Origin of the sequence: Algoriphagus sp. NBT04N3 (assembly GCF_019443765.1) — a bacterium.
Classification (GTDB): Bacteria; Bacteroidota; Bacteroidia; order Cytophagales; family Cyclobacteriaceae; genus Algoriphagus; species Algoriphagus ornithinivorans.
In genome coordinates this window covers 1,416,028-1,439,972 of record NZ_CP048415.1, presented here as the reverse complement: position 1 = coordinate 1,439,972, position 23,945 = coordinate 1,416,028, and the positions used below count along the sequence as shown (strand labels likewise).

The window sequence follows — 23,945 nt, the reverse complement described above, 5'->3', positions numbered from 1 at the left end:
AGTTTAATTCCTGTTTTTGACCAAGGTTTAATATCTTTGATATGTTTTTTAAACAGACAAGCAACAGGTATGGCAGGCGAAAAAAATAAAGAAAAGCTCATTTTAGATTCAGCGATTGCACTCTTCACCAGCAAGGGATTTCAAGCAACACGAATGGAAGATGTAGCAAAAAAAGCAGGAATAAGTAAAGGCCTCAGTTACTTTTATTTCAAAAATAAAGAAGACCTTTTCATGGCATTGACCAAAAAGGCATTTGACCAGTTGAAGGATGAATTCCGCGATGAATGGTCCAACCGAAGCCGGGGGAAATCAGGCTTGGCTATGCTTTCTGATTTGATAATCAGGATATCAAATTTTGCGAAAAACAATCAGATCCTTTATGATTCTGTGATCAACTTTTTGGATCTGATGAAAAAATATAACTCAGAAAAAGAGAGGGAATCTATCAATGCCTTGATCTTAGAAAGCGTTCACTTCCAAAAACTCTTAGAAATTCATCATGAACCTGCCAAGCTAGGAATCGCAATGGTCAGTCATGGGATTAAAGATGGAAGTATCAGACCGGAATTACAGCCCGAAATCACTTTCTATACCATCTGGAGCATGATGATTGGATTTGAGAAAATGCGAGGCCCTATTGAATATGAAGCCAAGGAAGTTAAAATTAATCCTGAAAACTGGGAGCCTGGCTTTATCAAACTAATGCAAGAGATGCTCAAAGGAACCATTCAGGCGAGTAAGCCAACTACTGTTCAGACAAGTTTATTCTAAAAAAGGCTGTCTCATTAATAGCCCTAGTGTCAGCCTGAGTCTTAAATATTCATCGAACATATAAAAAAGGATATGACAGGGTCATCCAAAATGGATTTGTCTGTTGTTATTTCACAATTGAAACCCTTTCCTTTTAGAAGAACTTATTTAGTGAGGGCGCGGTGGGCTGACGCAGCAGCGGGCCAGCGTCCGGCCAAGTGCGGTTGGAGCTTTGCTGCGTCTTGTCCCGTACAGCTGTCGGGATTGGTTCTTTTGGTTCAAGCCAAAAGAACAAAGAGAAAAAAGCAAAATGCTAAATTGAAGTAGGATGTCCTTAGTTTAGTTAAAACTAACATTAAAGAATAAAAAATTAAATTCCGAAATAAGTGAAATTCCGGAATTTAATTTAAACTGTCATTTGTGGCGTCAGACAGGGAGTCGAAGGCCATTTCTTTCGTTTTGGCCTACATTTCGATCCCGTACAATTGTCGGGACACTCAATGTGACATTTGCACTTTTGAGACAGCCTCCCTTCATTTAATGGACATTGCCCATCATTCGTTTTATAATTGGTTTCAGTAGGAAGAGCAATAATGCTGAACCAATAACGGTGTAAACGATCAACATATATTGGTCAGGCATCTGAGCCAAAGCCTCTTCAGTTCCCCCACTCGCTTCACCTGCTATCAGGCCGGCAAACAAGTTTCCAAGAGAAACAGATAAGAACCAAATACCCATCATTTGTCCTGCATAGCCTTTTGGAGCCAGCTTGGTAACCAAACTCAATCCTACAGGTGACAAACTTAACTCACCAAATGTGTGAAGCATATAAGTCATGATTAACCAGGTAGGAGCTGCCAAATCACCGGAAGCAGCAATTTTAGCTGCGAAATACATCACAAAGAAGCCCAAACCTAAAAGAAGGAGACCAAATGTAAATTTCAATGGAGAGCTAGGCTCCAAATTTTTGCGACCCAACCATACCCACATTCCTCCGAAAATCGGAGCAAAAATGATGATAAACATGGAGTTGATAGATTGGAAATAACCGGTAGGTATTTCAAAGCCTAAAACTGACCGGTCTGTAAATCTTTCCGCAAATAAGTTGAGCGTAGAACCTGCCTGCTCAAAACCTGACCAGAACATAGCAGAGAACAAAAACAAAATGGCGATTACTCCAACCTTATTTTTATCCCCTTTATCCAATCCACCAAAAAGGATTACATAGCCTAGATATCCAAAAGCAACCAATGCGATGATGGTTCCTGAAGCTCCTGCGATAGCAGATACATCAATAGGAATAAGTCCAGTAAACAAAACAGCCACAAAAACTGCTAAAGCTAATCCAATCCAGGTTACCAAAGAGCGCAACTTTTTCTGCTGAACTTTTTCAGTCTCTTCAGCCACAACTGGAGCTTCACCATATCCTTCCAAAGAAGCACCAGTAATTTTATACTGAATTAAGCCAAAAACCATCCCTAATCCAGCCAAACCAAATCCTAAGTGCCAATCATATTCAGCAAGAGTACTACAAGCTATAGGTGCGATAAGAGCTCCCAAGTTGATTCCCATGTAGAAAATAGAGAAACCTGCATCCCTTTTTGAGCTTCCAGCAGGGTATAATTGACCTACGATAGATGAGATATTAGGCTTTAATAAACCTGTTCCAAGTACAATTAATATAAGTCCTAGAAAAAATGAATTAGTATCTAAGGCAGAAAGCTCTGTTTTTCCTTCATAAGCACCAGATCCAAAAATCCCGGGCAAAGCCATCATAAAGTGACCCATGGCGATAATAATACCACCGTACCAAACAGATTTTTTCAAACCAAAAAGACGGTCTGCTAACCAACCTCCCGGTAAAGCCAATAAATAAACACCCATGGTATAGAGTCCATAAATAGCACCGGAGGTTTTATCATCAAAACCAAGACCTCCATCAGCAATAGCGGTGGTCATAAAAAGAATGAGCAATGCTCTCATTCCGTAGTAACTGAAGCGCTCCCACATTTCTGTGAAAAACAAGGTCATCAGACCCTTCGGGTGGCCAAAAATAGTTGGCCCTTCAAATTCAGGATTGTTTGGAGTTTCCAATTAAGTCAGTGATTTAGGTTGATAAATTTTACAATGATAAAAGAATTTGGCAGGTTCTTCAAAATGGAATGATTTAAATACACGCAATTTTCATTTTAAAATATGTAAATCTGGAGGATTTGTGAGCAGTTCAATATATGAAAATTCAAGACTGCCAAATAATTATCTGTTTTTTCTTCGTAATCGATTGAAAAGCGAAATTTTAAAGATTTTTCATTTTGAATTAAGACCTTTTTCCTAATTTTGGGAAGACAATTTTCAGTTTGTAAACCCAAAATTTTATGCAGGATTTAGCTCTGGACACCCAGACCTCTCCTTTGAATTTTCTCGACTTGCAGACAAGCGGAAAAGTTCACTTTAATCTTCCACAAGCCGAATTGGTGGAACAGGCATTGGCTCGAAAGGAAGGATATCTCACCTCTACAGGAGCCTTGATGGCAGACACCGGTAAATTCACCGGTAGATCTCCTAAGGATCGTTACGTTGTCAAAGATGCTCAAACAGAAGATGCTGTTTGGTGGGGAGACATCAACATTCCATTCGATGAAGAAAAATTTGATCGATTATTGGAGAAAATGAAAGCTTTCCTTTCTGACAAAGATCTTTTTGTTAGAGATGCTTTTGCTGGAGCTGATCCTCAGCATAGATTGAATATTCGAGTTATCAATACTTGGGCATGGCATAACCTCTTTTGCCACAACATGTTCTTGAGACCTACTCAAGAGGAGTTGGAAGACTTTGAGCATGATTTTACCATTATCTGCGCTCCGGGATTCCAGGCAGACCCTGAAATGGACGGTACTAAAAATCCAAACTTTGCCATATTAAATATGTCAAAGCGAATGATTTTGATCGGAGGTACGGGATATGCTGGAGAAATGAAGAAAGGCATCTTCTCTGTTTTGAATTTTATACTTCCTCACGAAAAGAATGTGCTTTCTATGCACTGTTCAGCCAATGTTGGCGAGAAAGGTGACACAGCTATTTTCTTTGGTCTTTCAGGTACGGGTAAAACCACCTTATCTGCTGATCCAAAAAGAGGGTTGATCGGAGACGATGAGCACGGATGGACAGAAAATGGTGTGTTCAATTTCGAAGGTGGCTGTTATGCTAAAGTCATTGACCTAAGCAGAGAAAAAGAGCCTGAAATCTGGGATGCCATTCGATTTGGTTCCATCGTGGAAAACACCAGATTTAATCCGGGAACACGAATCGTGAATTACGCAGATAAAAGTGTAACTGAAAATACGAGGACAGCCTACCCTATCCATTATATACCAAACGCTTTAGAGCCTTCTACTGCGGGAATCCCAAAAAATATATTTTTCCTTACAGCAGATGCATTTGGAGTAATCCCTCCGATTTCTAAACTGAACAAGAGTCAAGCCATGTATCACTTTATTTCTGGCTATACTGCTAAAGTAGCAGGTACAGAAATGGGAGTCACAGAGCCTAAATTGACGTTTTCCGCATGTTTTGGTGCAGCATTTCTTCCATTACACCCAACAGCATATGCTTCTCTATTTGGAGAGAAAATGGAAAAGTATGAGACCAATGTTTGGCTGATCAACACAGGCTGGACTGGCGGACCTTACGGTGTCGGTTCTAGAATGAAGTTAGCTTACACTAGAGCCATGATCACTGCGGCTTTGGAAGGTGGCTTAGAGTCTGTTGATTTTAAACCTCATGCAGTTTTTGGTTTTGAGGTTCCTCAATCTTGTCCTAATGTTCCTAGTGAAGTATTAAACCCAAGAAGCACCTGGAACAATCCGGCAGATTATGATAAGCAAGCATCAGACTTGGCAAAATCATTTGTTCAAAACTTCAAGCAGTTTGAATCTTACGCCTCTGAGGATATTCTGGCTGGAGCACCAAAAATTTAATCAAAATAAACCCTCTATAACCAAAGCCCATACATAATTGTATGGGCTTTTTTTCTTGATCACCATCCAAAATTTAATTATCCAAATAAATAATTGACTGATTATTCTAGGGAAAGACTATTTTTACCCCTCGAAAAATTCAGATCAAAAGACACAACATGAAGACAGCTGAAATTATCACTGAAAAGGGAACAATGAAGGTGGAGTTTTATGAGAAAGATGCTCCCAACACAGTAAATAACTTCGTTGAATTATCGCAAAAAGGATTCTATGATGGACTTACTTTTCATAGAGTGATTCCAAACTTTGTGATTCAAGGAGGATGTCCAATCGGAAATGGTGCCGGTGGACCAGGCTATAAAATCAATTGCGAATTAGACGGAGGTAACCAATACCATGATAGAGGTGTACTTTCAATGGCACATGCCGGAAGAAATACTGGAGGCTCCCAGTTTTTCATTTGCCATAGCAGAGATAATACAGCTCACTTGGACAGAAACCATACTTGCTTTGGAAAAGTAGTAGAAGGACTTGAAGTCATAGATGCTATCCGAGCAGGAGATAAGATTGAAAAAATAGTGATCAGCGAAGCGTAAATTCAAGAGGCTGTCTCATTAATAGCTTTAGTGTCAGCCTGAGTCTTAAATATTCTTCGAACATATAAAAAAGGACATGACATGGTCTTCCAAAATGGATTTATGTGTTGTTATTTCACAATTGAAAACCTTTCCTTTTAGAAGAACTTATTTAGTGAGGGCGCGGTGGGCTGACGCAGCAGCGGGCCAGCGTCCGGCCAAGTGCGGTTGGAGCTTTGCTGCGTCTTGAATTTTTGGTTCTTTTGCTTCAAGGCAAAAGAACGAAGAGAAAAAAGAAAATCCTTAATAGAAGCAAAAGGATTTTAAGTTAGCTAAAGCTTACTTTCCATAACAAAGAATTAAATTCCGAAATTTCTCTTATTTCGGAATTTAATTTAAACTTTCTTTGGTAGCGCCTTCCTGTCGCAGGTAGGGAGTCGAAGTCCTTTTCTATCGTTGTGGCCTACATTTCGATCCCGCACAATTGTCGGGACGCTCAATGTGACATATTGCACTTTTGAGACAGCCTCTTTTTTTTTAACAATTCTTGGAATAGTTCTTGAACAAGGGAAAGTTCAAAGAACTGATCTATGAAATATACTTATTTATTATTCCTGATTTTTTTTGGCACCATCAATTCTCTTCAAGCCCAGCATTATGGGAATTCATTGGGTCTACGCCTTGGAAATAATGATTTGGGCAGAACAGTAGGACTTTCTTTTCAACAAAGAATCAGTAAAAGAAATACCATTGAGGCTATTCTTCAGTCGGACTTTTCAAGAAACACAACGGCTCATATTTTATATGAAATTCATAGACCTATCATCTCCAAGCGATTGAATTACTATTATGGAGGTGGCTTAGCTTTCGGAAGCGAAGAGAGCTTTATGAAAGATGCAGTGAACAAAGAGATAGTGCATACCTATGGCAATTCAACAGTCGGTGTAGATTTTATCTTGGGTTTTGAAATGACCTTTTTGAATACGGTTTTTTCTTTTGATTATAAGCCCAATATTAATGTGGCAGGAAGAGAGGAGTTTTTCAGAGGACAAGCTGGGATATCAGCGAGAATGGTCTTAGTCAAAAGTAAGGACCAGAAAAAGCGTCAGAGACAAAGACAAAGAGCAAAAAATCAGCAAAATACCAGTTCTTTTGGAGAAAAAATCAATTCTATTTTCAAGAAGAATTAACTTAGGAATTCAGAGTTTCCCAGTACATTTTTTCATGTAGATCTGACCTCTTTACAATCTGCTTATACCATTTAAGCCTTAAAGCATGTTTTTCATCTTCTGATAAATGGAAGCCCTCGATTGTTAAATCCTTGATTTGCTTTGTCAATTCATAAAGAAAAATTGAAGCGGAGACTGAAATATTAAAACTCTCTGTAAATCCCAACATAGGAATATGAACCAAGCCATCTGCTTGCTGTTTCACTTCTTCACTTACGCCTTCATGCTCATTGCCAAAAACTAATGCGATTTTCTGGTTAGCAGGCAAATCATAGACAGAAATGGATCCGGGGTTGGGGCTTGTGGCCAATATTTGATAACCATTTTTCTTGAGAGCTGAGAAACAGTCCTTGACTGCATTTCCTTCATTGGAAAAATATTTATGAATATCTACCCAATCAGATGCACCACGGGTGACATAGGGATTGACTTTGTATTGATTGGTTTTTTCAATGATATGAACATCCTGAATACCGAAGCAATCGCAAGTTCTTAATACTGCACTGGCATTATGAGGCTTGTAAATATCCTCTAAAACGACCGTGAAAAATCGGGTTCTTTGAGCTAATACAGTTTCCATTACCTTCTTTTTATGATCTGTAATGTACTGTCCCAGATAGGATAACAGCCCTAATTCCTTCTTGTAAAGCTCTTTTTCTTCCATTTTCAAATAAAAAGGGACTGTTTAAAACAGTCCCAATTGTTCTTCGTCATCCTTTTTGGGACTCAAATCTATGGTGCTTCCCACTTCAAGTTCATCATCCGTTTCAACTTCTTCCTCAGAACTGTCCGCCTCTTGCTTTTTGGATTCCTTTTTAACTTCAATCAACTGCAAGTCCTTGATATCATGAGAACTTAACTTGTTACCAATGGCTTTCCAGCCTTTGACATCGATTAGCATATCCAAATCAAACTCTACCGACTCTTCATTCTTACCTTTTACCAAGGTAGCAGAGACCTGAGGTTGCTTATTGGTAGATACAAGCTTGAGATAGGATGATTTATGATCAGTAATAAAGTTGAATTTTTTATTGAGTGTAGTAGTTTCCACCTGGAATCTTTTCACATAGAAGGTCTTACTCCCTCCATCAAAATACACTGCAGAAAGGATCTTTTCCGGTTCAAACTTTTCAATCAACACCACCTCATTGGGTTCGTATCGATTGGTCAGTTCAAAATTGGTTAATTCATAATCCCCCGACTTATAGCAAACCAATATTCTATCTTCACCCAGGAAATTACCGATTAAATTACCCCGTTGATCTGTATTCAGTCTTCCGACTATAGGATCGTAATAAATATCCAAGCCTCCCAAAGTGGAAACACCTTCCATTTTCAGTTGGATTTTTCTAACTGGGTATTTGGTCAGAATATTTCCTCCTGCTCCTCTCCCCTTGATCTCTATCGTGGCAAAATCAAAATCGAATACTTTGACTCTGGCTTTGGCACCTTGGGTCAAATAAACTGTTACAATTTCAGCTTCCCCATTCGGATTAGCCGTGAGATAAAGCGATTTTGATCCTTTCGTCCCTTTTGTCAGATCATATTCTTTATCTCTCGTTACACCTCCAGGCTGGAACCTTTTAACCATGGCTCTACCAGATGCACCGTCCAAATAGATCATATTGAAAGTCAAGCGCTCATCAGTTTTTCTATAGATTCCTACATGGAGAATGTCTTTCCCCATGAAGTTCTTCTCCTGAATCTTGGAAACCATCATCACTCCATCTCTACGAATTACGATGATATCATCCAGATCGGAACAGTCACAGACAAACTCTTCTTTTTTCAATCCCATGCCCACAAAACCATCTTTTCGGTTCACGTACAATTTGGCATTATTCGCTGCTACTACGCTGGCTTGGATGGTATCAAAGGCTCTGATTTCAGTTTTTCTTTCTCTGCCTTTTCCGTATTTATCTTTTAGATTTTCATAATACTTGATGGCATAGTCTGTCAGGTGCCTTAGGTTATGATTTACTTCCTTCAATTCATCCTGAAGCCTTTTCATCAATTCATCTGCCTTAAATGCATCAAATTTCGAAATACGCTTAATCTTAATCTCTGTAAGACGAATCAGATCATCCTGCACAATCTCCCTATAAAAATCAGGTTTGTATGGATCTAGGCCTTTATCAATTGCTTCCAAAACAGCATCCCAGGTAGTACATTCTTCAATATCCCTGTAGATCCTGTTTTCGATAAATATCTTTTCCAAAGAAGAAAATAAGAGTTTTTCCATCAACTCTCCTTTCCTGATCTCCAGCTCCCGCTTTAAAAGTGCTTTAGTTTGCTTGGTGTTGTATTCAAGAATCTGGTTAACCGTTAGAAAGACCGGTTTATCTTCAATGATTACACAAGCATTAGGAGAAATAGAAACCTCACAATCAGTAAAGGCATAGAGCGCATCAATCGTTACATCGGGCGAAACTCCGGGAGCCAAATGAACCTGAATCTCAACATCTTTAGCAGTGTTGTCCACCACTTTTTTGATTTTGATTTTCCCTTTATCATTGGCTTTTAAAATAGAATCAATCAGAGAATCAGTAGTTGTACCGTAAGGTATCTCCTTGATTAAAAGAGTTTTAGAATCCTCTTCTTCTATTTTAGCTCGAACTTTGATTTTTCCTCCTCTAAGGCCCTCATTATATTCACTGAAGTCTGCCAATCCTCCAGTGATGAAGTCCGGAAGAACATTGGTTTTATTGCCTTTTAGAATTTCAATTGAGCCATCTATCAACTCAAGAAAATTATGAGGAAGAATTTTAGTGGAAAGACCTACAGCAATTCCTTCAACACCCTGCGCAAGCAGTAATGGAAACTTAACCGGAAGGGTAACAGGTTCTCTTTTTCGACCGTCATAAGATAATTGCCACTCAGTGGTTTGAGGATTGAATACTACCTCAAGGGCAAATTTGGAAAGCCTAGCCTCTATGTATCTTGCAGCCGCAGCTCTGTCACCTGTACGAATATCACCCCAGTTTCCCTGGGTTTCAATGAGAAGATCTTTTTGCCCCAAATTGACGATAGCATCTCCGATAGAAGCATCACCGTGTGGGTGGTATTGCATGGACTGTCCAATGATGTTGGCTACTTTATTGAATCGCCCATCGTCCATTTCCTTCATGGCATGAAGGATACGACGCTGAACTGGCTTCAATCCATCTTCAATTGCTGGGACGGCCCGCTCTAGGATTACATAAGAAGCATAATCCAAAAACCAATCCTTATACATTCCAGTAACAGGCACCGAATCGTGTAAGCTTTCGTCTTTTTCTTCAGGTCTATTTGTTTCCTCGCTCATTTAATTAATCCACTATTTATAAAGATCAGAAGTCATTCTGACTAGTCTTCAGGTTTAACTTTCTTCAGAAATATTAATTGATATTTCTATTAGGCTTTTATGCCGCCTCTTCTTCCTCTGTTTGATTTCTTGGGTCATCCAAAGCCAGATCCTTCTCGATCTTCAAATTATCGATGATGAAGTTTTGTCTATCAGGTGTGTTTTTACCCATGTAGAAATTCAAAAGATCAGAGATTTTCGTTTCCTTGTTCAAGATGATAGGCTCCAACCGGATATCCTCTCCAATGAAATTCCCAAACTCTTCTGGTGAAATCTCTCCCAATCCTTTGAATCGGGTAATTTCCGGCTTATTTCCTAGCTTATGGATCGCACGTTGCCTTTCCTCATCTGAATAGCAATAGATCGTTTCCTTCTTATTCCTTACCCTGAAAAGAGGGGTGTCAAGAATAAATAAGTGCCCATTTTTCACCAAATCAGGGAAAAACTGCAGGAAATACGTCATGATTAAAAGTCGGATATGCATTCCATCCACATCGGCATCGGTAGCTATGACAATTTTTCTATATCTCAAATTTTCAATACCATCTTCTATATTCAAGGCGTGCTGTAGCAGGTTAAATTCCTCATTTTCATACACCACCTTTTTCGTCATTCCAAAGCAGTTGAGCGGTTTACCCCTCAAGGAAAAAACTGCCTGAGTTTGCACATCCCTAGATTTGGTTATCGACCCAGAAGCTGAATCCCCCTCTGTGATGAAGAGCATGGTATTATTCTTCAAGTCTTCATTGGCCTTCGCATCATCATAATGCACACGGCAGTCTCTTAATTTTTTATTGTGAAGGTTAGCCTTTTTCGCTCTTTCATTTGCCAGCTTCTTGATTCCGGAAATCTCCTTCCTTTCTCTCTCAGACTGCAAGATTCTCTTCAACAAAGCGTCTGCTACTGCAGGGTTTTTATGAAGATAATTATCCAGTTCAGTCTTGATAAAGTCATTGACGAAGGTTCGTAAGGTTGGACCTTCTGGACCAACTGATTGAGAACCCAATTTGGTCTTTGTTTGGGATTCAAAAACGGGCTCCTGAACCCTTACCGCAATGGCTGCTACCACACTTTGGCGGATATCTGAAGAGTCATAATCTTTTTTATAAAATTCCCGAACTGTCTTAACAATAGCCTCTCTAAAAGCTGCCAAGTGAGTTCCTCCCTGGGTGGTATACTGTCCATTGACAAATGAATAATATTCCTCTCCATATTGATTGGAATGAGTGATCGCTACTTCTATATCATTTCCTTTCAAATGGATGATAGGATACCTTGAACTTTCCTCATCAACTTTATTGGACAACAAATCATAAAGTCCTCTGTCTGAGAAAAACTTTTTTCCATTGAAATTAATGGTCAAACCTGCATTCAGGTAAGCATAATTCCAGATTTGATTTTCAAGATATTCCGGGATAAAGTGGTAATTCTTGAATATGCTGGCATCAGGGGTGAAAATCACCTTGGTTCCATTTCTATCAGAAGATTTCTCAATCGGTCTATCTTCCTTCAATACCCCTTTCTCAAATTCAGCTATTTTGGTTTCCCCATCACGATAGGATTGAACTTTAAAATAGTCTGACAAAGCGTTTACAGCTTTTGTACCGACTCCATTTAGTCCTACTGATTTTTGAAAAGCACCTGAATCATACTTTCCACCAGTATTGATTTTGGAAACACAGTCTATCACTTTCCCCAAAGGAATACCACGACCATAATCCCTTATTTCAACTCGGTGTTCAGATATTTTTACTTCTATGCTTCGTCCATAACCCATCATGTGTTCATCGATGGAGTTATCCAAAACCTCTTTGACCAAAACATAAATCCCGTCATCCTGGGCACTTCCATCTCCGAGTTTACCAATATACATCCCCGGCCTGAGGCGGATGTGTTCTCTCCAATCCAGAGATTTAATACTGTCTTCGGTATATTTAACTGTTTCTGCCATAGTCTTATCCTTAATCTCTTTTCTGTAGCTGTTTGGCTTTTCCTACGAAAAGCAAAAAGAGTGCAATGATCCAAAGCACCAAAAGCCCAGGAATCAAATAAAAGAAAAAGCCAAATTCATCTGCTGCGATCTCCTCCTGATTATTGGTGGCATGGATGTAAAATACAATAGTCGCAAGACTCAGATTGATAATGCCTCCAAAGGAGTAAAACCAAGTCAATAAATAATCTCTATAATTATCTCCTATCGGAAAAAGCTTGTGGAGTTTTCTATACGATTTGGTCTCCAACATTTTTGGCGGAACGAGCACCAAAGCATTCAAAGCCACAAATGTCGCAATCATCCCATAGAAAAAGTTTCCTTTTCCAATAGTAGAAATCCCTCCTTCTCCATCTGTTTGATAAGTGACCTGATCGGTCAATGCTGAGTAGAAGTAAAGAAGAAAAAAGAGAAAGAAAATGATGCTGATGTAGTAAAAGGCTTTCCCAAAACGGTAGTACATAATTCACGGGTAATTAGATGTGCTAATATAAAGGATTTGCTCAAACAGAATGTGCCAATATGGGTTTCATGCTATGACAATATTTGTCATTAATTTCAAAAAACCGTGAGCATAAGCTGATTAAGGCAAAAAACAAATCCGGAAATTTTCAATAGTACTCGAAATTGATTCAAATAGTTTTATTGAAAACATAGTCCTGATTTAAGATTGCGCTATACCTTTGCTTCAAATTAATTAATGCCCAATGAAATATTCAATTTCTTTCATTTTCGTATTTCTACTATTTATTGCTGCTTGTTCAGGTCCTCTGGATACCGGCAACATCAATATTGAGAATTGGAAAAATGACAGATATGGATGCAGTGGTCTTCGAATCCAAGATTTGGATGAATTGGAAAAAATCAAAAACAGCTTTTTAGGAGCTAATAATCAAGAAATCATCAAAACTTTTGGTAGGCCGGACCGGGTAGAATTGGTTGATAAAAGCCAAAGCTTCTTCTTTTATTTTCTAGAGCCAAGCAATGCATGTGAAGGGGTAGAAATAGAAAAAGAACCTCTGAAGGTTCTTTTTCGAATGAATGCAATATCTAAGGTTTCTGAAGTGACTATTACAACCCTGAACCCATAAAACACAAGGCGGCAGCACCTAATGTGCCGGCATTATTTTCTAAGGTGGCTTTTTTCAGCCTCAAATCCTTATTATAGTAATTAGTCAGGTATTGACGAATAGTTCTTTCCATAGAAGGCATCATAAACTCCAATCCAGCAGAAATACCACCCCCAAAATACACCTCTGTAACGTCCAAAATTCGAACAGTCGATACGATAGCTTCGCCCAGGATAATACCCACTTCCTGAAAAACCATCAGGGAAACTTCATTTCCTTCCTTAGCGGTGTCGACCAATAAATGGGTTCCCAGTTCAGCACCTTTCAATCTTCCAGCTTTTTCAGGGTAAGCAGCTATCATTCTATCAAGAATGGATAAAATGCCTTTTCTACCGATCAGTGTTTCCAATCTGGCACTACCGCTTGATAGCATGTGACCCATTTCAAGGGCATTACCTCTAGAACCTTTGAAAACCTCACCATCCAAAACCATAGCACTTCCAATTCCAGTACCCATAGTAATGAAGAGGAAATTATCTGATGGATCGTCTTTTCCGTAATAAAACTCCCCGATTGCTGCAGCAGCGGCATCATTTTCTAAGAAGAACTCTTTATCAGGGTAAGCTTTCTCCAATCCGTTTTTCAGATTGAAATTATTCAGACTTGGAATAGCAGGGATTTCCAGCGGTGTTGTTCTATCCTTACTGATCAACCCAGGTAGTCCTATGCCTACTTTCTCAACCTGAGGATATTTTTTGAAATACTTGTCTAACCCGGAGATAAATGCTTGACCAAAACCTTCGGCATGGTCTCTGAATGGCGTAGTATCCTCTTTTTGAAAATCGAGGATGTTTCCGTTTTTGTCTACAAGTCCGATTTTAAGGTGGGTCCCGCCCACGTCCACTCCTAAAAAGTGTGTCTCCGAATTATTCATTTTGTTCTTCATAGGTTTGATTCTCAAAAAAGCCAAAAAATTGCTTTACTTCCTATATTCTTTGCCAATCTGCTGGAAAATTTTGAAAACTGCAGGACAAACTAGCGTATTTTTTAAAGTTAAACCCAAAATTCCGTGAATATTCTTCCGATTCGTGTGAGGATACTCCCTGCAGGCTTTAGGTCTGTCCTCATAGACTAAACACTTATTATCCGAGTTTAAAAAAGGACAAGGCGAAGAGTTCAAGACATAATCTCCCTCTTCATCACGGTGAAGATATTCGTCTATAAATTCACTGCTTTTTTGGCGAAAAACTTTGGCCAATCGATCTATGTCTGTTTGCAAAAAAATGGGACTTGTTGTCTTACAGCAATTTGCACATTCGAGGCAATCCAGATCTTCGAACACTTTATCGTGTAGATTTTCAAAGTCTTCATCTAGCTTTTTAGGCTTTACTTTTCGCAGCCTTTCCTTCAGCTTTTTATGAGTTGGGAATTCAGATTTACTCTCAATGTTAAATAATTCTAAATTCAATGAATCTTTTGATGCAGTCACATCTATCTTATTTTCAATTTATTACGTATTTTTTGTATCTTAATAAGATACTAAACCCCAATGACTATGAAAACACATCCATCAGAACTTTTATTCTATCACAGCGCAGGTCAACCAATTGATAAGCAAACCAAAGCCTACGCAAAATCTCTAGCAAAATTTGTCAACGAGATCGATGTGGTGAAACAAAGAATCACTGCAACTCAATGGGATAGCATATTATTGAAACTTGGACTGCGTGCCAAGGACCTGCTCAATCGAGCCCATCCTGATTACCAGAAATACATCGCAGGTAAAAACTGGGATGATGAAGACTGGCTCAAAATCTTGGTCAAATATCCCTATTTGATCAAATCACCGATTGCCCTTTTCAGAAATAAAGCGATTCTCTGCCGAACTCCCAGTGATATTTTGAAATTGGATTAATCAGCTAATGCAATCCCATCCTCCAGAATTTTTATTTCTCTGGCCTTATACAACTGCCCTATACATTGCTTAAAGTGCTTTTTACTCATAGAAAGCACTTTTTTTATTTCCTCAGGATCTGATTTATCATGAAGGGGAAGAAACTTCTTTTCTTCCAATATTTTCAGAATTCGTTCCGCACCTTCCTCGTATTTTTCTCGACCAGTAGGCAACAATTGCAAATCAATTTTACCATCATCTCTCCTTTTCTTCACATAGAGCGTTCGCTGCTCTCCTATTTCCAAAGGTTGAAATACTTCATTTGCATAGACCAAGCCTTCGTATCGGTCTTCTAATAAGACTTTATATCCAAGGTCAGTTTTATCGAATATCAAACCCTCAACCTGAATTCCCGGCTCATAGTCCTTTGGTGCAGGGTAGATAAAATCTTTATGCTTGGTACTTCCTATCAGCCTATTGGTTCTGTAATCCACACAGACCTTGACCAAGTACTTTTTCCCAGGCTCCATGTTTTTACCCATCTCAGCATTAGGCACCAAAAGATCTTTCGGCAAACCCCAATCCATAAAAGCTCCAAATGAGGTGACTTCCTTAGCTTCCATGACACCCCATTCATCTAAAAGTGCAATAGGCCGAGTGGTTACAGCAACTGGTCTATCTTCACTGTCAGTATATACAAAAACCTCAAGCTCATCATTTTCACGCTCCTCCCCTTTCAAATAACCTTGGGGTAACAAGACCTCTTCACCGGACTCTAACTGAAGGTATGCTCCAAAATCTGTAAATCTATTGATGGGTAATTTGCTGACTAAGCCAAGTTCTTTCATAGTTCAAAGGTAGCTATTAATCTAAAAGGATTTTGAAATTTTGTGACAAACAAAGTCAGGAAACGCATGTTTAAAAATTGGATTTCCTAGCTGTTGGAAGTAGTTTTGAATCCCTTTGCTTGAAGGCAAAGTCAAAAAAACCCAAATAGAACTGTTTTTAAATTTTAATCGCCTCATTATGAAAAATATCACTGTCATAGGATCTGGAACCATGGGAAATGGTATTGCACACGTTTTTGCCCAAACTGGATATCATGTGTCCTTAGTAGACATTAAAGAAGAATTTTTGGACAAGGCTCTGGCTACTATTTCCAAAAACATGGACAGACAGGTGAGCAAAGGCCTTCTATCTGAAGATCAAAAAACTGAAGCTCTAGGGAGAATCAAGAAATTTACCGAACTCAAAGAAGGAGTTAAAGATGCAGATTTGATCGTTGAGGCGGCAACTGAAAATATGAATATCAAGCTCGATATTTTCAGACAAATGGATGAGTTTGCACCTAAAAGTGCGATTCTGGCAACCAATACCTCCTCCATTTCTATCACCAAAATTGCAGCGGTTACCCAAAGACCTGAACAGGTGATTGGAATGCACTTCATGAACCCCGTTCCTGTCATGAAGCTTGTAGAGGTAATCAGAGGATATGCAACTTCTGATGAGGTTACGGAAAAGATCATGGACCTATCCAAAAATTTAGGGAAGGTTCCAGTTGAGGTAAATGATTATCCAGGATTTGTTGCCAACAGAATATTGATGCCAATGATCAATGAGGCTATCATCACTTTATTCGAAGGAGTTGCGGGTGTGGAAGAGATCGACACGGTCATGAAATTAGGCATGGCGCACCCTATGGGTCCTCTTCAATTGGCTGACTTTATTGGTCTGGATGTTTGCTTATCTATTCTAAAGGTATTGCACGATGGTTTTGGCAATCCTAAGTATGCTCCTTGTCCTTTGTTAGTAAACATGGTAGAGGCAGGTTACAAAGGAGTAAAAACCGGTGAAGGTTTTTATCAGTATACTCCGGGAAGCAAGGATATTAAAGTAGCTCCAAGATTCATTAAATAAGCATTAGCAAATCATGCACTTAGCAGTATCCGGAAATATCGGTAGCGGGAAAACTACGCTTACAGAAAAGTTAGCCAAGCATTATGGTTGGAAAGCTGAATTTGAAGCGGTAGATGATAATCCTTACTTGCCTGACTTTTATGAAGACATGAAAAGGTGGGCTTTCCACCTTCAGGTTTATTTTTTGAATTCTAGATTCAATCAAATTAAAACTATTCAGGAAAGTAAAACCCCTACTATCCAAGATAGAACAATCTACGAGGATGCTTACATCTTTGCGGCCAACTTGTATAAAAGCAAGCTATTGAGTGAAAGGGATTATTACAATTACCGAAGTCTTTTTGATAGCATGATTTCTCATGTAAAGGCTCCTGATTTGCTGATTTATCTCAAAGCTGATATCCCCAAATTAGTTGGACAAATAGAAAAAAGAGGTAGATCCTATGAAACGGCCATGAGGATTGATTATCTCAAAAATCTAAATTCCCATTACGAAGACTGGATATCGAATTATAAAGAAGGGAAGTTATTGATTATTGATGTCAATGAACTGGACTTTGTAGAAAGGCCTGAGGATTTCTCTTTTATTGTAGATAAGGTTCATAGAGAAATCTTTGGATTGTTTGCTTAAAAAATAATCTGATCTGATTAACCGTAGTTATGCCAGTTGCTATTTCCTCTTTGCTCTATCGATTGGAAGACCGAAGACCAAAGACCGAAGCTTCGGAATTCTGATCCTTTGGGCTAATATTAAGCCATATTTTCTTCTTACTTGCTCAAGTATCAGCCTGATTCTTAAATATTCTAAGCATTCAAAAAAATGATATGACAGGTTAATCCAAAATGGATTCGTGTGTTATCCTTTCGAAATTGAATTCCATTTCTTTTAGAAAAAACATAATTAGTGAGGGCGCGGTGGGCTGACGCAGCAGCGGGCCAGCGTCCGGTCTAGTGCGCCTGCCTGGCGGCGAGACAGGGCTGGAGCTTCCTTACGCACTTTCTGGCTCAAAAACTTTCGTTTTTGCCCTGTCTTGTCCCGTACGGCTGTCGGGATTGGTTCTTTTGCTTCAAGGCAAAAGAACAAAGAGAAAAAAGAAAATGCTTAATTGAAGCAGCAAGCGCTTAATCTAGGTAAAACAAACTTTCCATAACAAAAAATCTAATTTCGAAATAATTGAATTTTAGGAATAAGATTCAACCCATCACTGGTAGAGCCTGTCTGACGCTGGCAAGGAGTCAAAGGACATTTTTATTGTTTTGGACAACATTTCGATCTCGTACAATTGTCAGGATGCTCAATGTAAAAAACTCTATTTTTTAAACAGCTCTTTTACTCCAATTTCCTCAAAAACCAGTTACAGATTACTTTTCTCTGATCCTCATTTGGGTTAACCAGCATTTGATCCAAACGCTTCAGGCTGCCTCCAGTCATGATGGTTTCGTAAGGAGCTATGCGAATCAACTTATAACCATGAATTCTGGACTGAAGGTCGATTTGCGCATCATTGAACGCTGTTAATTTCCAGCCTGAAGCACCTACACCGGAATAGTCTCCCGGCTCGGAAGCCTGTCCAAACCAAGTCCCCGCAACAGGTGGACCATTCCAAATTCTTTCCTGCAAACCGGCTTTCTGACATTCCTTTTCATAAGTTCTGCAAAGTCTCTTGTAGGCTTCCGAAAAAGGGAAAGACATTTCACTATAAAAATCTGATCTTAAGCTTATTAATCTATATCTGTTAAAGTGAATGGGTGAATCAAAGAGGAATAAGACCCTGTTGATTTTCATATCAAAATTTGCCTTTTCCAAAAGTGGATGCTTTCCTTTTCCACCTAAGTCATCATAGATTTCATGAAGCCAAGCTTGTCCTTTAGAATCCAGAAATGAGGGATTGAACTCCAATTGAAAACGATCATCAAAATCTACTTCTCCTTCTTTTAAGATGGAGAGGAGATTGCTTAAAAGTACTTGTTGCATGACTATATATTCTCTCTGACAACTTCCCAAGTATGGTCTGCCAGTAATTTTACTTCAGCCACAAAAGCAGCAAAGTCTTTCTTTCTCCCCCATTCTTCAGGGGCTATCATGCTCAAAAAATCAGAACCATCCTCTTTCTGGTAAAGAAAGTAGGTATGGTTAATTAAAGGTTCGAATGCAATGGATGCTTGATAAATCCGTTCAGAAACCTCTACCCGGGCTTTAATCTTTTTTGCCTGATCGGCCAAAAGCTGCATCTGCTCATAGATTTGAGCCATCTGCATATCCGTTTGGCTTTGCATAGCAGCCACGGCTCTGCCGGTAATTTTACCCTTATCTTCAGGTTTGATCAGAGCACTGCCCGAGTGATGAGCATAGGGAAGAGTTCCGGGTTCCTCGGTCGTCTTATCCTTCATGCGTTCCAGATCCAACTTATCTACATCTATCTTCTTTCCAGTCATTGACTTTTTATTCTTCTCCTGTTGTAATACGTTCTTTTAGATTCCCTTTTGAGCCAGGGAAAGTAGTTCTCTGAGAAATATCATAACCAATCCAAAGCATGATTAGCATGAATATCACAAAGACTATCAAAAAGACTTTCTTGTTCTTTTTCATAACAGTACTTCCTTATTCTGGTTCAAAATTAATGTTTAACCAGTAAACACACATCTTTATAACTGATTTATGGAATCTTTGATTAAGAAATCCCTGATATTGAAAAATGTTTTTAATTTTAAGGATAGGTACCAAACAATCATTTTTATTTTGACTAGTCAAATCGCTCATGTATCAGCTAATCAGTGAACAAAGCATCTACCAATATTTTGGAGATGATGATCCGGATATGATCAGGGATATGATCCAAATTATTCTGGAAACCAACGTCCATGACCTTAAGGAGTTAGGGGATTTTTACGAAAAAAAGGAATTTGAAATCATCAAAAAAAGATGTCATAAAGCAAAGCCTAGCATGAGCTATATTGGAGCTATCAAGACTAGGAAATTGCTGGAAGAAATTGAGGCGGATATACCCAACTCACTTCCTCTGAATGCAAAACTTCAAAATCACCTTTTAACCATTGAGGATGAATTGAAAAAATTCGTCAAAACTCTTGATTAATATTTAACAAGCATGGTTCGTAATTGTCTACTTATCCTGGCATTTATATGCCTATCCTCTCCCCTTTTTGCCCAATCTCAATTAAGCGTGGAATACATCATGCGGGATCCTCAATGGATGGGTACTTTCCCAAGTAGAGCAAGATGGAGTGATGATAGTCAAATTATTTATTTTCAATACAATCCAGAAAAAAATCCTGCTGATTCCACTTACAAGATTCAAGTAAGCTCTCCGAAACAAATCCAGAAAGTGAACTGGAAAGAAGAGAGTGCTATGAGGAGAGATCAGGCCAATTGGAATACTGATTATTCTCAGAGAGTTTATTTGAGTGCATCAGACCAGATATCTTTGGAAAATATGAAAACAGGCCAAAAAAAGGTTCTGTTAAATTGGCACTCAAGAGTTTCAAACCCAACTTTCTTGGCGGATGAAAATTTGATCTCATTTGTCTCTGATCAAAATATTTTCACGCTTAATCTCAGTACCGGAGTTGTTAAAAAGGTTACTCAAATATCCTCCGGTTCTAAACCTTCCAAAAAATCTAATGCTGCCCAAGCAGAGCAGGTTAAAGGATTTGTGGAAACTGAAAATTTAGAACTTCTTCAAGTGGTCAAAGAAAGGCAGGAGGCGGAGAAAAAACGTGCAGCCTACAGAGAGGCTACCAGAGAACAGGCGGAGGAAAAATTTGTCTATTACACCGAGGGAAAAAGTCCGGCTAACCTCCAACTTTCACCTGATGGCAACTTTGCAAGCTTCACCTATTATAATTCATCCAGCAACAAAAACACGAAGGTACCTGACTATGTCGCTGCCTCAGGTTATACAGAAGACCTAAATGCAAGACCAAAAGTAGGTACCGATCCTACCACGTCGGAAATCGGAATTTATGATCTGAAAAGAGACAGCGTTTATTTCATAGATTATTCTAAGCTTCCTGGTCTTCAGGACCTTCCTGATTACACCAAAGACTACCCAGACAAAAAGTGGGACAGCACAAATAGAAAATTATCTCTTTTTGGGCCCATATTTTCTCCTGACGGAAAAAGAGCAATCGTTCAAGCCCGATCTTTTGACAATAAGGATAGATGGATTGCTGAGGTAAACCTTCAAACAGGTGAATTAAAAAATTTGGACAGGCAAAGAGATGAGGCTTGGATTGCAGGACCTGGAATTGGCTGGACTTTTTCAGGAGGAACCTTAGGTTGGCTCCCAGATAGCAAGCATATTTATTTTCAATCTGAAGAAAGCGGATATTCTCACCTATATCTCTTAAATGTAGAAAATGGAAATAAAAAGACTTTGACTTCAGGTGCTTACGAGGTATTTGATCCATTCATTTCCAGAGATAAAAAAAGCTGGTTCTTTACTAGTTCAGAGGTAGATCCTGGAGAAAGACATTTTTACCAAATGCCTCTGATGGGAGGAAAAAAGGTTCAACTCACTTCCATGACTGGAAATAATGAGGTAAGTCTATCTCCGGATCAGAGTAAAATGGCAATTATTCATTCTTATAGCAACCGACCCGAGGAGCTTTACATACAGGACTTAAAACCCGGAGCCAAACCTGTTCAAATTACCAACGGGCAGAGTGAGGAATTCAAAGCTTATAACTGGAGAGACCCGGAAATTATTAGATTCCAGGCTGAAGATGGAGCCATGGTACCTGCGAGAATTTACCAACCAGAAGCCTCAAAGAAAAATGGAGCTGCTGTCATCTTTGTACATGGAGCTGGATATCTTCAAAATGTACACAAATGGTGGAGCAGTTATTTCAGGGAATATATGTTCCATAATCTATTGACAGATTTGGGTTACACCGTTTTGGACATAGACTATAGAGCTTCTTCTGGATATGGAAGAGATTGGAGAACGGGCATTTATAGACATATGGGAGGAAAGGACTTGTCCGACCAAGTTGACGGCGCCAAGCATTTGGTAGAAAAGTATGGGGTAGATGCTGATAGGATTGGAATTTACGGAGGAAGCTATGGAGGTTTTATCACGCTCATGGCACTATTTACGGCTCCAGAGGTATTTAAATCCGGAGCTGCCCTTCGCTCAGTAACCGATTGGGCACATTACAATCACGGATATACTTCCAATATTCTCAATACTCCTGAAGAAGATCCAATAGCTTATAGAAGATCCTCTCCTATCTATTTTGCTGAAGGTTTGAAAGGGAACCTTTTGATGGCTCATGGAATGGTAGATGTGAATGTTCACTTCCAAGATGTAGTTAGATTATCCCAGAGACTCATAGAATTAGGAAAAGACAATTGGGAAATGGCTATTTACCCTGTCGAGGATCATGGATTTGTGGAGCCTAGCTCCTGGACAGACGAATACAAGAGAATTCTTAAATTATTCAATAACACCCTACTCAATGATTAAGAGTTTTAAATCGATCAAGCTATTGCAAGTTTATGCAATAGCTTTTTTGTTGTTTTCTTGTTCCGAGAAACAACCTGAGGCTGAAAAAATACAAGGTTTGATAGCTGATCAAGCCATGATCGTATCAGCAAGAAAAGAGGCCTCAGATATTGGAATTGCAATCCTTCAAAAAGGTGGCAATGCATTTGACGCCATGATGGCAACTGAAATGGCGCTGGCTGTGACCTATCCTTTTGCAGGTAATCTAGGTGGAGGAGGATTTGCGGTATTTAGAATGGCTGACGGAAGCACTGGATCCATCGATTATCGGGAAAAAGCTCCCCTAGCTGCCGACAGGGACATGTATTTGGATGAAGAAGGAAATATTATTCCTGGCTTAAGTACCCAAGGGGCCTTAGCCTCGGGAGTTCCCGGAACGATCTCAGGCATCTTCACAGCTCAAGAGAAGTATGGGAAATTAAGCCCCGCTGAGGTTCTCCAACCTGTGATTGAACTTGCTGAAAAAGGATTTGTGGTAACCCAAAGACAAGCGGAACGCTTTGATAGATTAAGAGATACCTTCATCGAAGTCAATGGGCCTGAAACATTCTTTGCACAAGAAATCAATGCAGGTGACACTTTAAAAATTCCGGTTTTAGCACAAACCTTGAAGAGAATAGCCTTGAATGGAAAGGATGAATTCTACAAAGGTGAAACAGCTCAAATTCTTGTCAAACACATGCAGAATTTAGGAGGGATCATTACCGAGGAAGATTTGGCTTCCTATGAGGCTGCATGGAGAGATCCAATCATTTTCAATTATAAAGATCTGAAGATTATTTCAATGTCGCCGCCGAGTTCCGGTGGTATTACCATCGGGCAGATCTTCAAAATGGTGGAGCCTTTCGATCTCCATACTATGGGGCATCATTCACCTGAATACATCCAAGTACTGGTGGAAGCAGAAAGAAGAGCCTATGCGGACAGAAACTACTACCTGGGCGATCCTGATTTTGTAGAAATTCCCGTGGATGAACTATTAGATGACAATTATCTCCAATCAAGAATGGCTGATTTCTCATTGGATCAGGCAACTAAATCAGAGGATATTTCTGAAGGAAAAATAGCCTTTGCCGAGAGCATGGAAACCACCCATTATTCCATTGTAGACCAAGAAGGCAATGCTATCTCCGTAACGACAACCTTGAATGGAGCTTATGGAAGCAAGGTGTATATCGATGAGTTGGGTTTCTTTATGAACAATGAAATGGATGATTTCAGCTCCAAAGCTGGAGAGCCCAATATGTTTGGGTTGATCGGTGCAGAAGCCAATAGCATTGCTCCGGGAAAACGCATGCTGAGCTCCATGACTCCAACCATTGTAGAAAAGGCGGGTGAATTATGGATGGTGGTAGGGACTCCAGGAGGATCAACTATTATAACATCTGTGGTTCAGACAATTTTGAATGTCTATGAGTTTGAAATGAGTATGCAGGAAGCCGTGGAATCACCGAGATTTCATCATCAATGGCTTCCCGATTTGGTCAGCTTTGAGCCAAATTCTTTTGATACCACTTTGATCTCAAACTTAAAGTCAAAAGGCTATATCATCCTGGAAAACAATAATCCTATTATCGGAAAGGTAGATGCTATTTTAAAGCTACCTAATGGAAAATTGGAAGGTGGTGCAGATCCTAGAGGGGATGATGCAGCTTCAGGGTTCTAAAAAAAAGCC

The 23,945-nt window shown here is 39.3% G+C and carries 22 protein-coding genes; 11 read left to right on the top strand and 11 right to left on the bottom strand.

Translation table 11 applies throughout. The features are described from left to right. Nucleotides 1-69 precede the first annotated feature (69 nt). Nucleotides 70-771 (top strand): TetR/AcrR family transcriptional regulator, encoded by a 702-nt coding sequence (locus GYM62_RS06150; RefSeq protein WP_144605080.1) that lies wholly within the window; start codon nucleotides 70-72, stop codon nucleotides 769-771. 516 nt (nucleotides 772-1,287) lie between these two features. Here the strand turns inward: GYM62_RS06150 and GYM62_RS06145 are convergent. Continuing rightward, entirely contained in the window at nucleotides 1,288-2,781 is a 1,494-nt protein-coding gene (locus GYM62_RS06145; protein WP_091654318.1) for a peptide MFS transporter, read from the bottom strand. Nucleotides 2,782-3,125: 344 nt separating this feature from the next. Here GYM62_RS06145 and pckA point away from each other — a divergent pair, with 344 nt between their 5' ends. The 3 genes from pckA to GYM62_RS06130 all read left to right on the top strand — a co-directional run bounded on the left by pckA (nucleotide 3,126) and on the right by GYM62_RS06130 (nucleotide 6,492). Then, entirely contained in the window at nucleotides 3,126-4,727 is a 1,602-nt protein-coding gene (gene pckA / locus GYM62_RS06140) for a phosphoenolpyruvate carboxykinase (ATP) (RefSeq protein ID WP_219958748.1), read from the top strand. Nucleotides 4,728-4,885: 158 nt separating this feature from the next. Further along, on the top strand, nucleotides 4,886-5,323 hold the full coding sequence (locus GYM62_RS06135; RefSeq protein WP_091653964.1) for a peptidylprolyl isomerase: 438 nt from the start codon (nucleotides 4,886-4,888) through the stop codon (nucleotides 5,321-5,323). A gap of 569 nt (nucleotides 5,324-5,892) precedes the next feature. Continuing rightward, nucleotides 5,893-6,492 (top strand): hypothetical protein, encoded by a 600-nt coding sequence (locus GYM62_RS06130; RefSeq protein ID WP_219958747.1) that lies wholly within the window; start codon nucleotides 5,893-5,895, stop codon nucleotides 6,490-6,492. Between the two features lies 1 nt (nucleotide 6,493). Here GYM62_RS06130 and GYM62_RS06125 read toward each other — a convergent pair whose 3' ends face one another. The 4 genes from GYM62_RS06125 to GYM62_RS06110 form a co-directional block, all read right to left on the bottom strand. Then, entirely contained in the window at nucleotides 6,494-7,195 is a 702-nt protein-coding gene (locus GYM62_RS06125) for an RNA methyltransferase (RefSeq protein WP_091653969.1), read from the bottom strand. A 21-nt stretch (nucleotides 7,196-7,216) separates the two neighbouring features. Continuing rightward, on the bottom strand, nucleotides 7,217-9,835 hold the full coding sequence (locus GYM62_RS06120; RefSeq protein ID WP_219958746.1) for a DNA gyrase/topoisomerase IV subunit A: 2,619 nt from the start codon (nucleotides 9,833-9,835) through the stop codon (nucleotides 7,217-7,219). A gap of 97 nt (nucleotides 9,836-9,932) precedes the next feature. After that, complete coding sequence (locus GYM62_RS06115; RefSeq protein ID WP_219958745.1) at nucleotides 9,933-11,825, bottom strand: DNA topoisomerase IV subunit B; 1,893 nt, start codon at nucleotides 11,823-11,825, stop codon at nucleotides 9,933-9,935. A gap of 10 nt (nucleotides 11,826-11,835) precedes the next feature. Beyond that, nucleotides 11,836-12,327, bottom strand: a complete 492-nt coding sequence (locus tag GYM62_RS06110) for a DNA topoisomerase IV (protein WP_091653974.1) — start codon at nucleotides 12,325-12,327, stop codon at nucleotides 11,836-11,838. 244 nt (nucleotides 12,328-12,571) lie between these two features. Here GYM62_RS06110 and GYM62_RS06105 point away from each other — a divergent pair, with 244 nt between their 5' ends. Beyond that, nucleotides 12,572-12,955 carry a hypothetical protein gene (locus tag GYM62_RS06105; RefSeq protein WP_091653978.1) on the top strand — a complete coding sequence of 128 codons (384 nt, stop codon included), beginning with the start codon at nucleotides 12,572-12,574 and terminating at the stop codon, nucleotides 12,953-12,955. Here GYM62_RS06105 and GYM62_RS06100 read toward each other — a convergent pair. Both GYM62_RS06100 and GYM62_RS06095 read right to left on the bottom strand, forming a co-directional pair. Continuing rightward, a complete protein-coding gene (locus tag GYM62_RS06100; protein WP_219959418.1) occupies nucleotides 12,936-13,868 on the bottom strand; it encodes an ROK family protein in 933 nt (310 codons plus the stop codon). The genes GYM62_RS06105 and GYM62_RS06100 overlap by 20 nt on opposite strands. 45 nt (nucleotides 13,869-13,913) lie before the next feature. Beyond that, complete coding sequence (locus tag GYM62_RS06095; protein ID WP_219959417.1) at nucleotides 13,914-14,402, bottom strand: YkgJ family cysteine cluster protein; 489 nt, start codon at nucleotides 14,400-14,402, stop codon at nucleotides 13,914-13,916. Nucleotides 14,403-14,489: 87 nt separating this feature from the next. Here GYM62_RS06095 and GYM62_RS06090 point away from each other — a divergent pair, with 87 nt between their 5' ends. Then, nucleotides 14,490-14,849 carry an arsenate reductase family protein gene (locus tag GYM62_RS06090; protein ID WP_091653979.1) on the top strand — a complete coding sequence of 120 codons (360 nt, stop codon included), beginning with the start codon at nucleotides 14,490-14,492 and terminating at the stop codon, nucleotides 14,847-14,849. On the opposite strand, the gene GYM62_RS06085 is transcribed toward GYM62_RS06090, so the two are convergent. After that, entirely contained in the window at nucleotides 14,846-15,676 is an 831-nt protein-coding gene (locus GYM62_RS06085) for a S1 RNA-binding domain-containing protein (protein WP_219958744.1), read from the bottom strand. The two genes, GYM62_RS06090 and GYM62_RS06085, sit on opposite strands and share 4 nt — an antisense overlap. A 178-nt stretch (nucleotides 15,677-15,854) precedes the next feature. Here GYM62_RS06085 and GYM62_RS06080 point away from each other — a divergent pair, with 178 nt between their 5' ends. Together GYM62_RS06080 and GYM62_RS06075 are read left to right on the top strand one after the other, a co-directional pair. Then, the gene (locus GYM62_RS06080) at nucleotides 15,855-16,745 is read left to right on the top strand and encodes a 3-hydroxybutyryl-CoA dehydrogenase (protein ID WP_219958743.1); all 891 of its coding nucleotides are present in this window, start codon (nucleotides 15,855-15,857) and stop codon (nucleotides 16,743-16,745) included. Nucleotides 16,746-16,758: 13 nt separating this feature from the next. After that, a complete protein-coding gene (locus GYM62_RS06075; protein WP_091653984.1) occupies nucleotides 16,759-17,376 on the top strand; it encodes a deoxynucleoside kinase in 618 nt (205 codons plus the stop codon). 699 nt (nucleotides 17,377-18,075) lie between these two features. Here GYM62_RS06075 and GYM62_RS06070 read toward each other — a convergent pair. From GYM62_RS06070 to GYM62_RS06060, 3 genes are read right to left on the bottom strand one after another with little or no spacing between them, the layout of a single operon-like run. Beyond that, nucleotides 18,076-18,720 carry a hypothetical protein gene (locus GYM62_RS06070; protein ID WP_091653988.1) on the bottom strand — a complete coding sequence of 215 codons (645 nt, stop codon included), beginning with the start codon at nucleotides 18,718-18,720 and terminating at the stop codon, nucleotides 18,076-18,078. 2 nt (nucleotides 18,721-18,722) lie between these two features. Further along, nucleotides 18,723-19,181 carry a DUF2452 domain-containing protein gene (locus GYM62_RS06065; protein WP_091653991.1) on the bottom strand — a complete coding sequence of 153 codons (459 nt, stop codon included), beginning with the start codon at nucleotides 19,179-19,181 and terminating at the stop codon, nucleotides 18,723-18,725. A 7-nt stretch (nucleotides 19,182-19,188) separates the two neighbouring features. Continuing rightward, a complete protein-coding gene (locus GYM62_RS06060) occupies nucleotides 19,189-19,335 on the bottom strand; it encodes a hypothetical protein (RefSeq protein ID WP_175557892.1) in 147 nt (48 codons plus the stop codon). Between the two features lie 169 nt (nucleotides 19,336-19,504). Here GYM62_RS06060 and GYM62_RS06055 point away from each other — a divergent pair, with 169 nt between their 5' ends. The 3 genes from GYM62_RS06055 to ggt are packed head-to-tail and all read left to right on the top strand — an operon-like array spanning nucleotide 19,505 to nucleotide 23,936. After that, nucleotides 19,505-19,840 (top strand): Hpt domain-containing protein, encoded by a 336-nt coding sequence (locus tag GYM62_RS06055; RefSeq protein ID WP_091653995.1) that lies wholly within the window; start codon nucleotides 19,505-19,507, stop codon nucleotides 19,838-19,840. A gap of 12 nt (nucleotides 19,841-19,852) precedes the next feature. Continuing rightward, on the top strand, nucleotides 19,853-22,231 hold the full coding sequence (locus GYM62_RS06050; RefSeq protein WP_219958742.1) for a prolyl oligopeptidase family serine peptidase: 2,379 nt from the start codon (nucleotides 19,853-19,855) through the stop codon (nucleotides 22,229-22,231). Next, a complete protein-coding gene (ggt, locus tag GYM62_RS06045) occupies nucleotides 22,224-23,936 on the top strand; it encodes a gamma-glutamyltransferase (RefSeq protein WP_219958741.1) in 1,713 nt (570 codons plus the stop codon). The genes GYM62_RS06050 and ggt overlap by 8 nt, the downstream gene beginning before the upstream one ends. The last annotated feature ends 9 nt before the right edge of the window (nucleotides 23,937-23,945 follow it).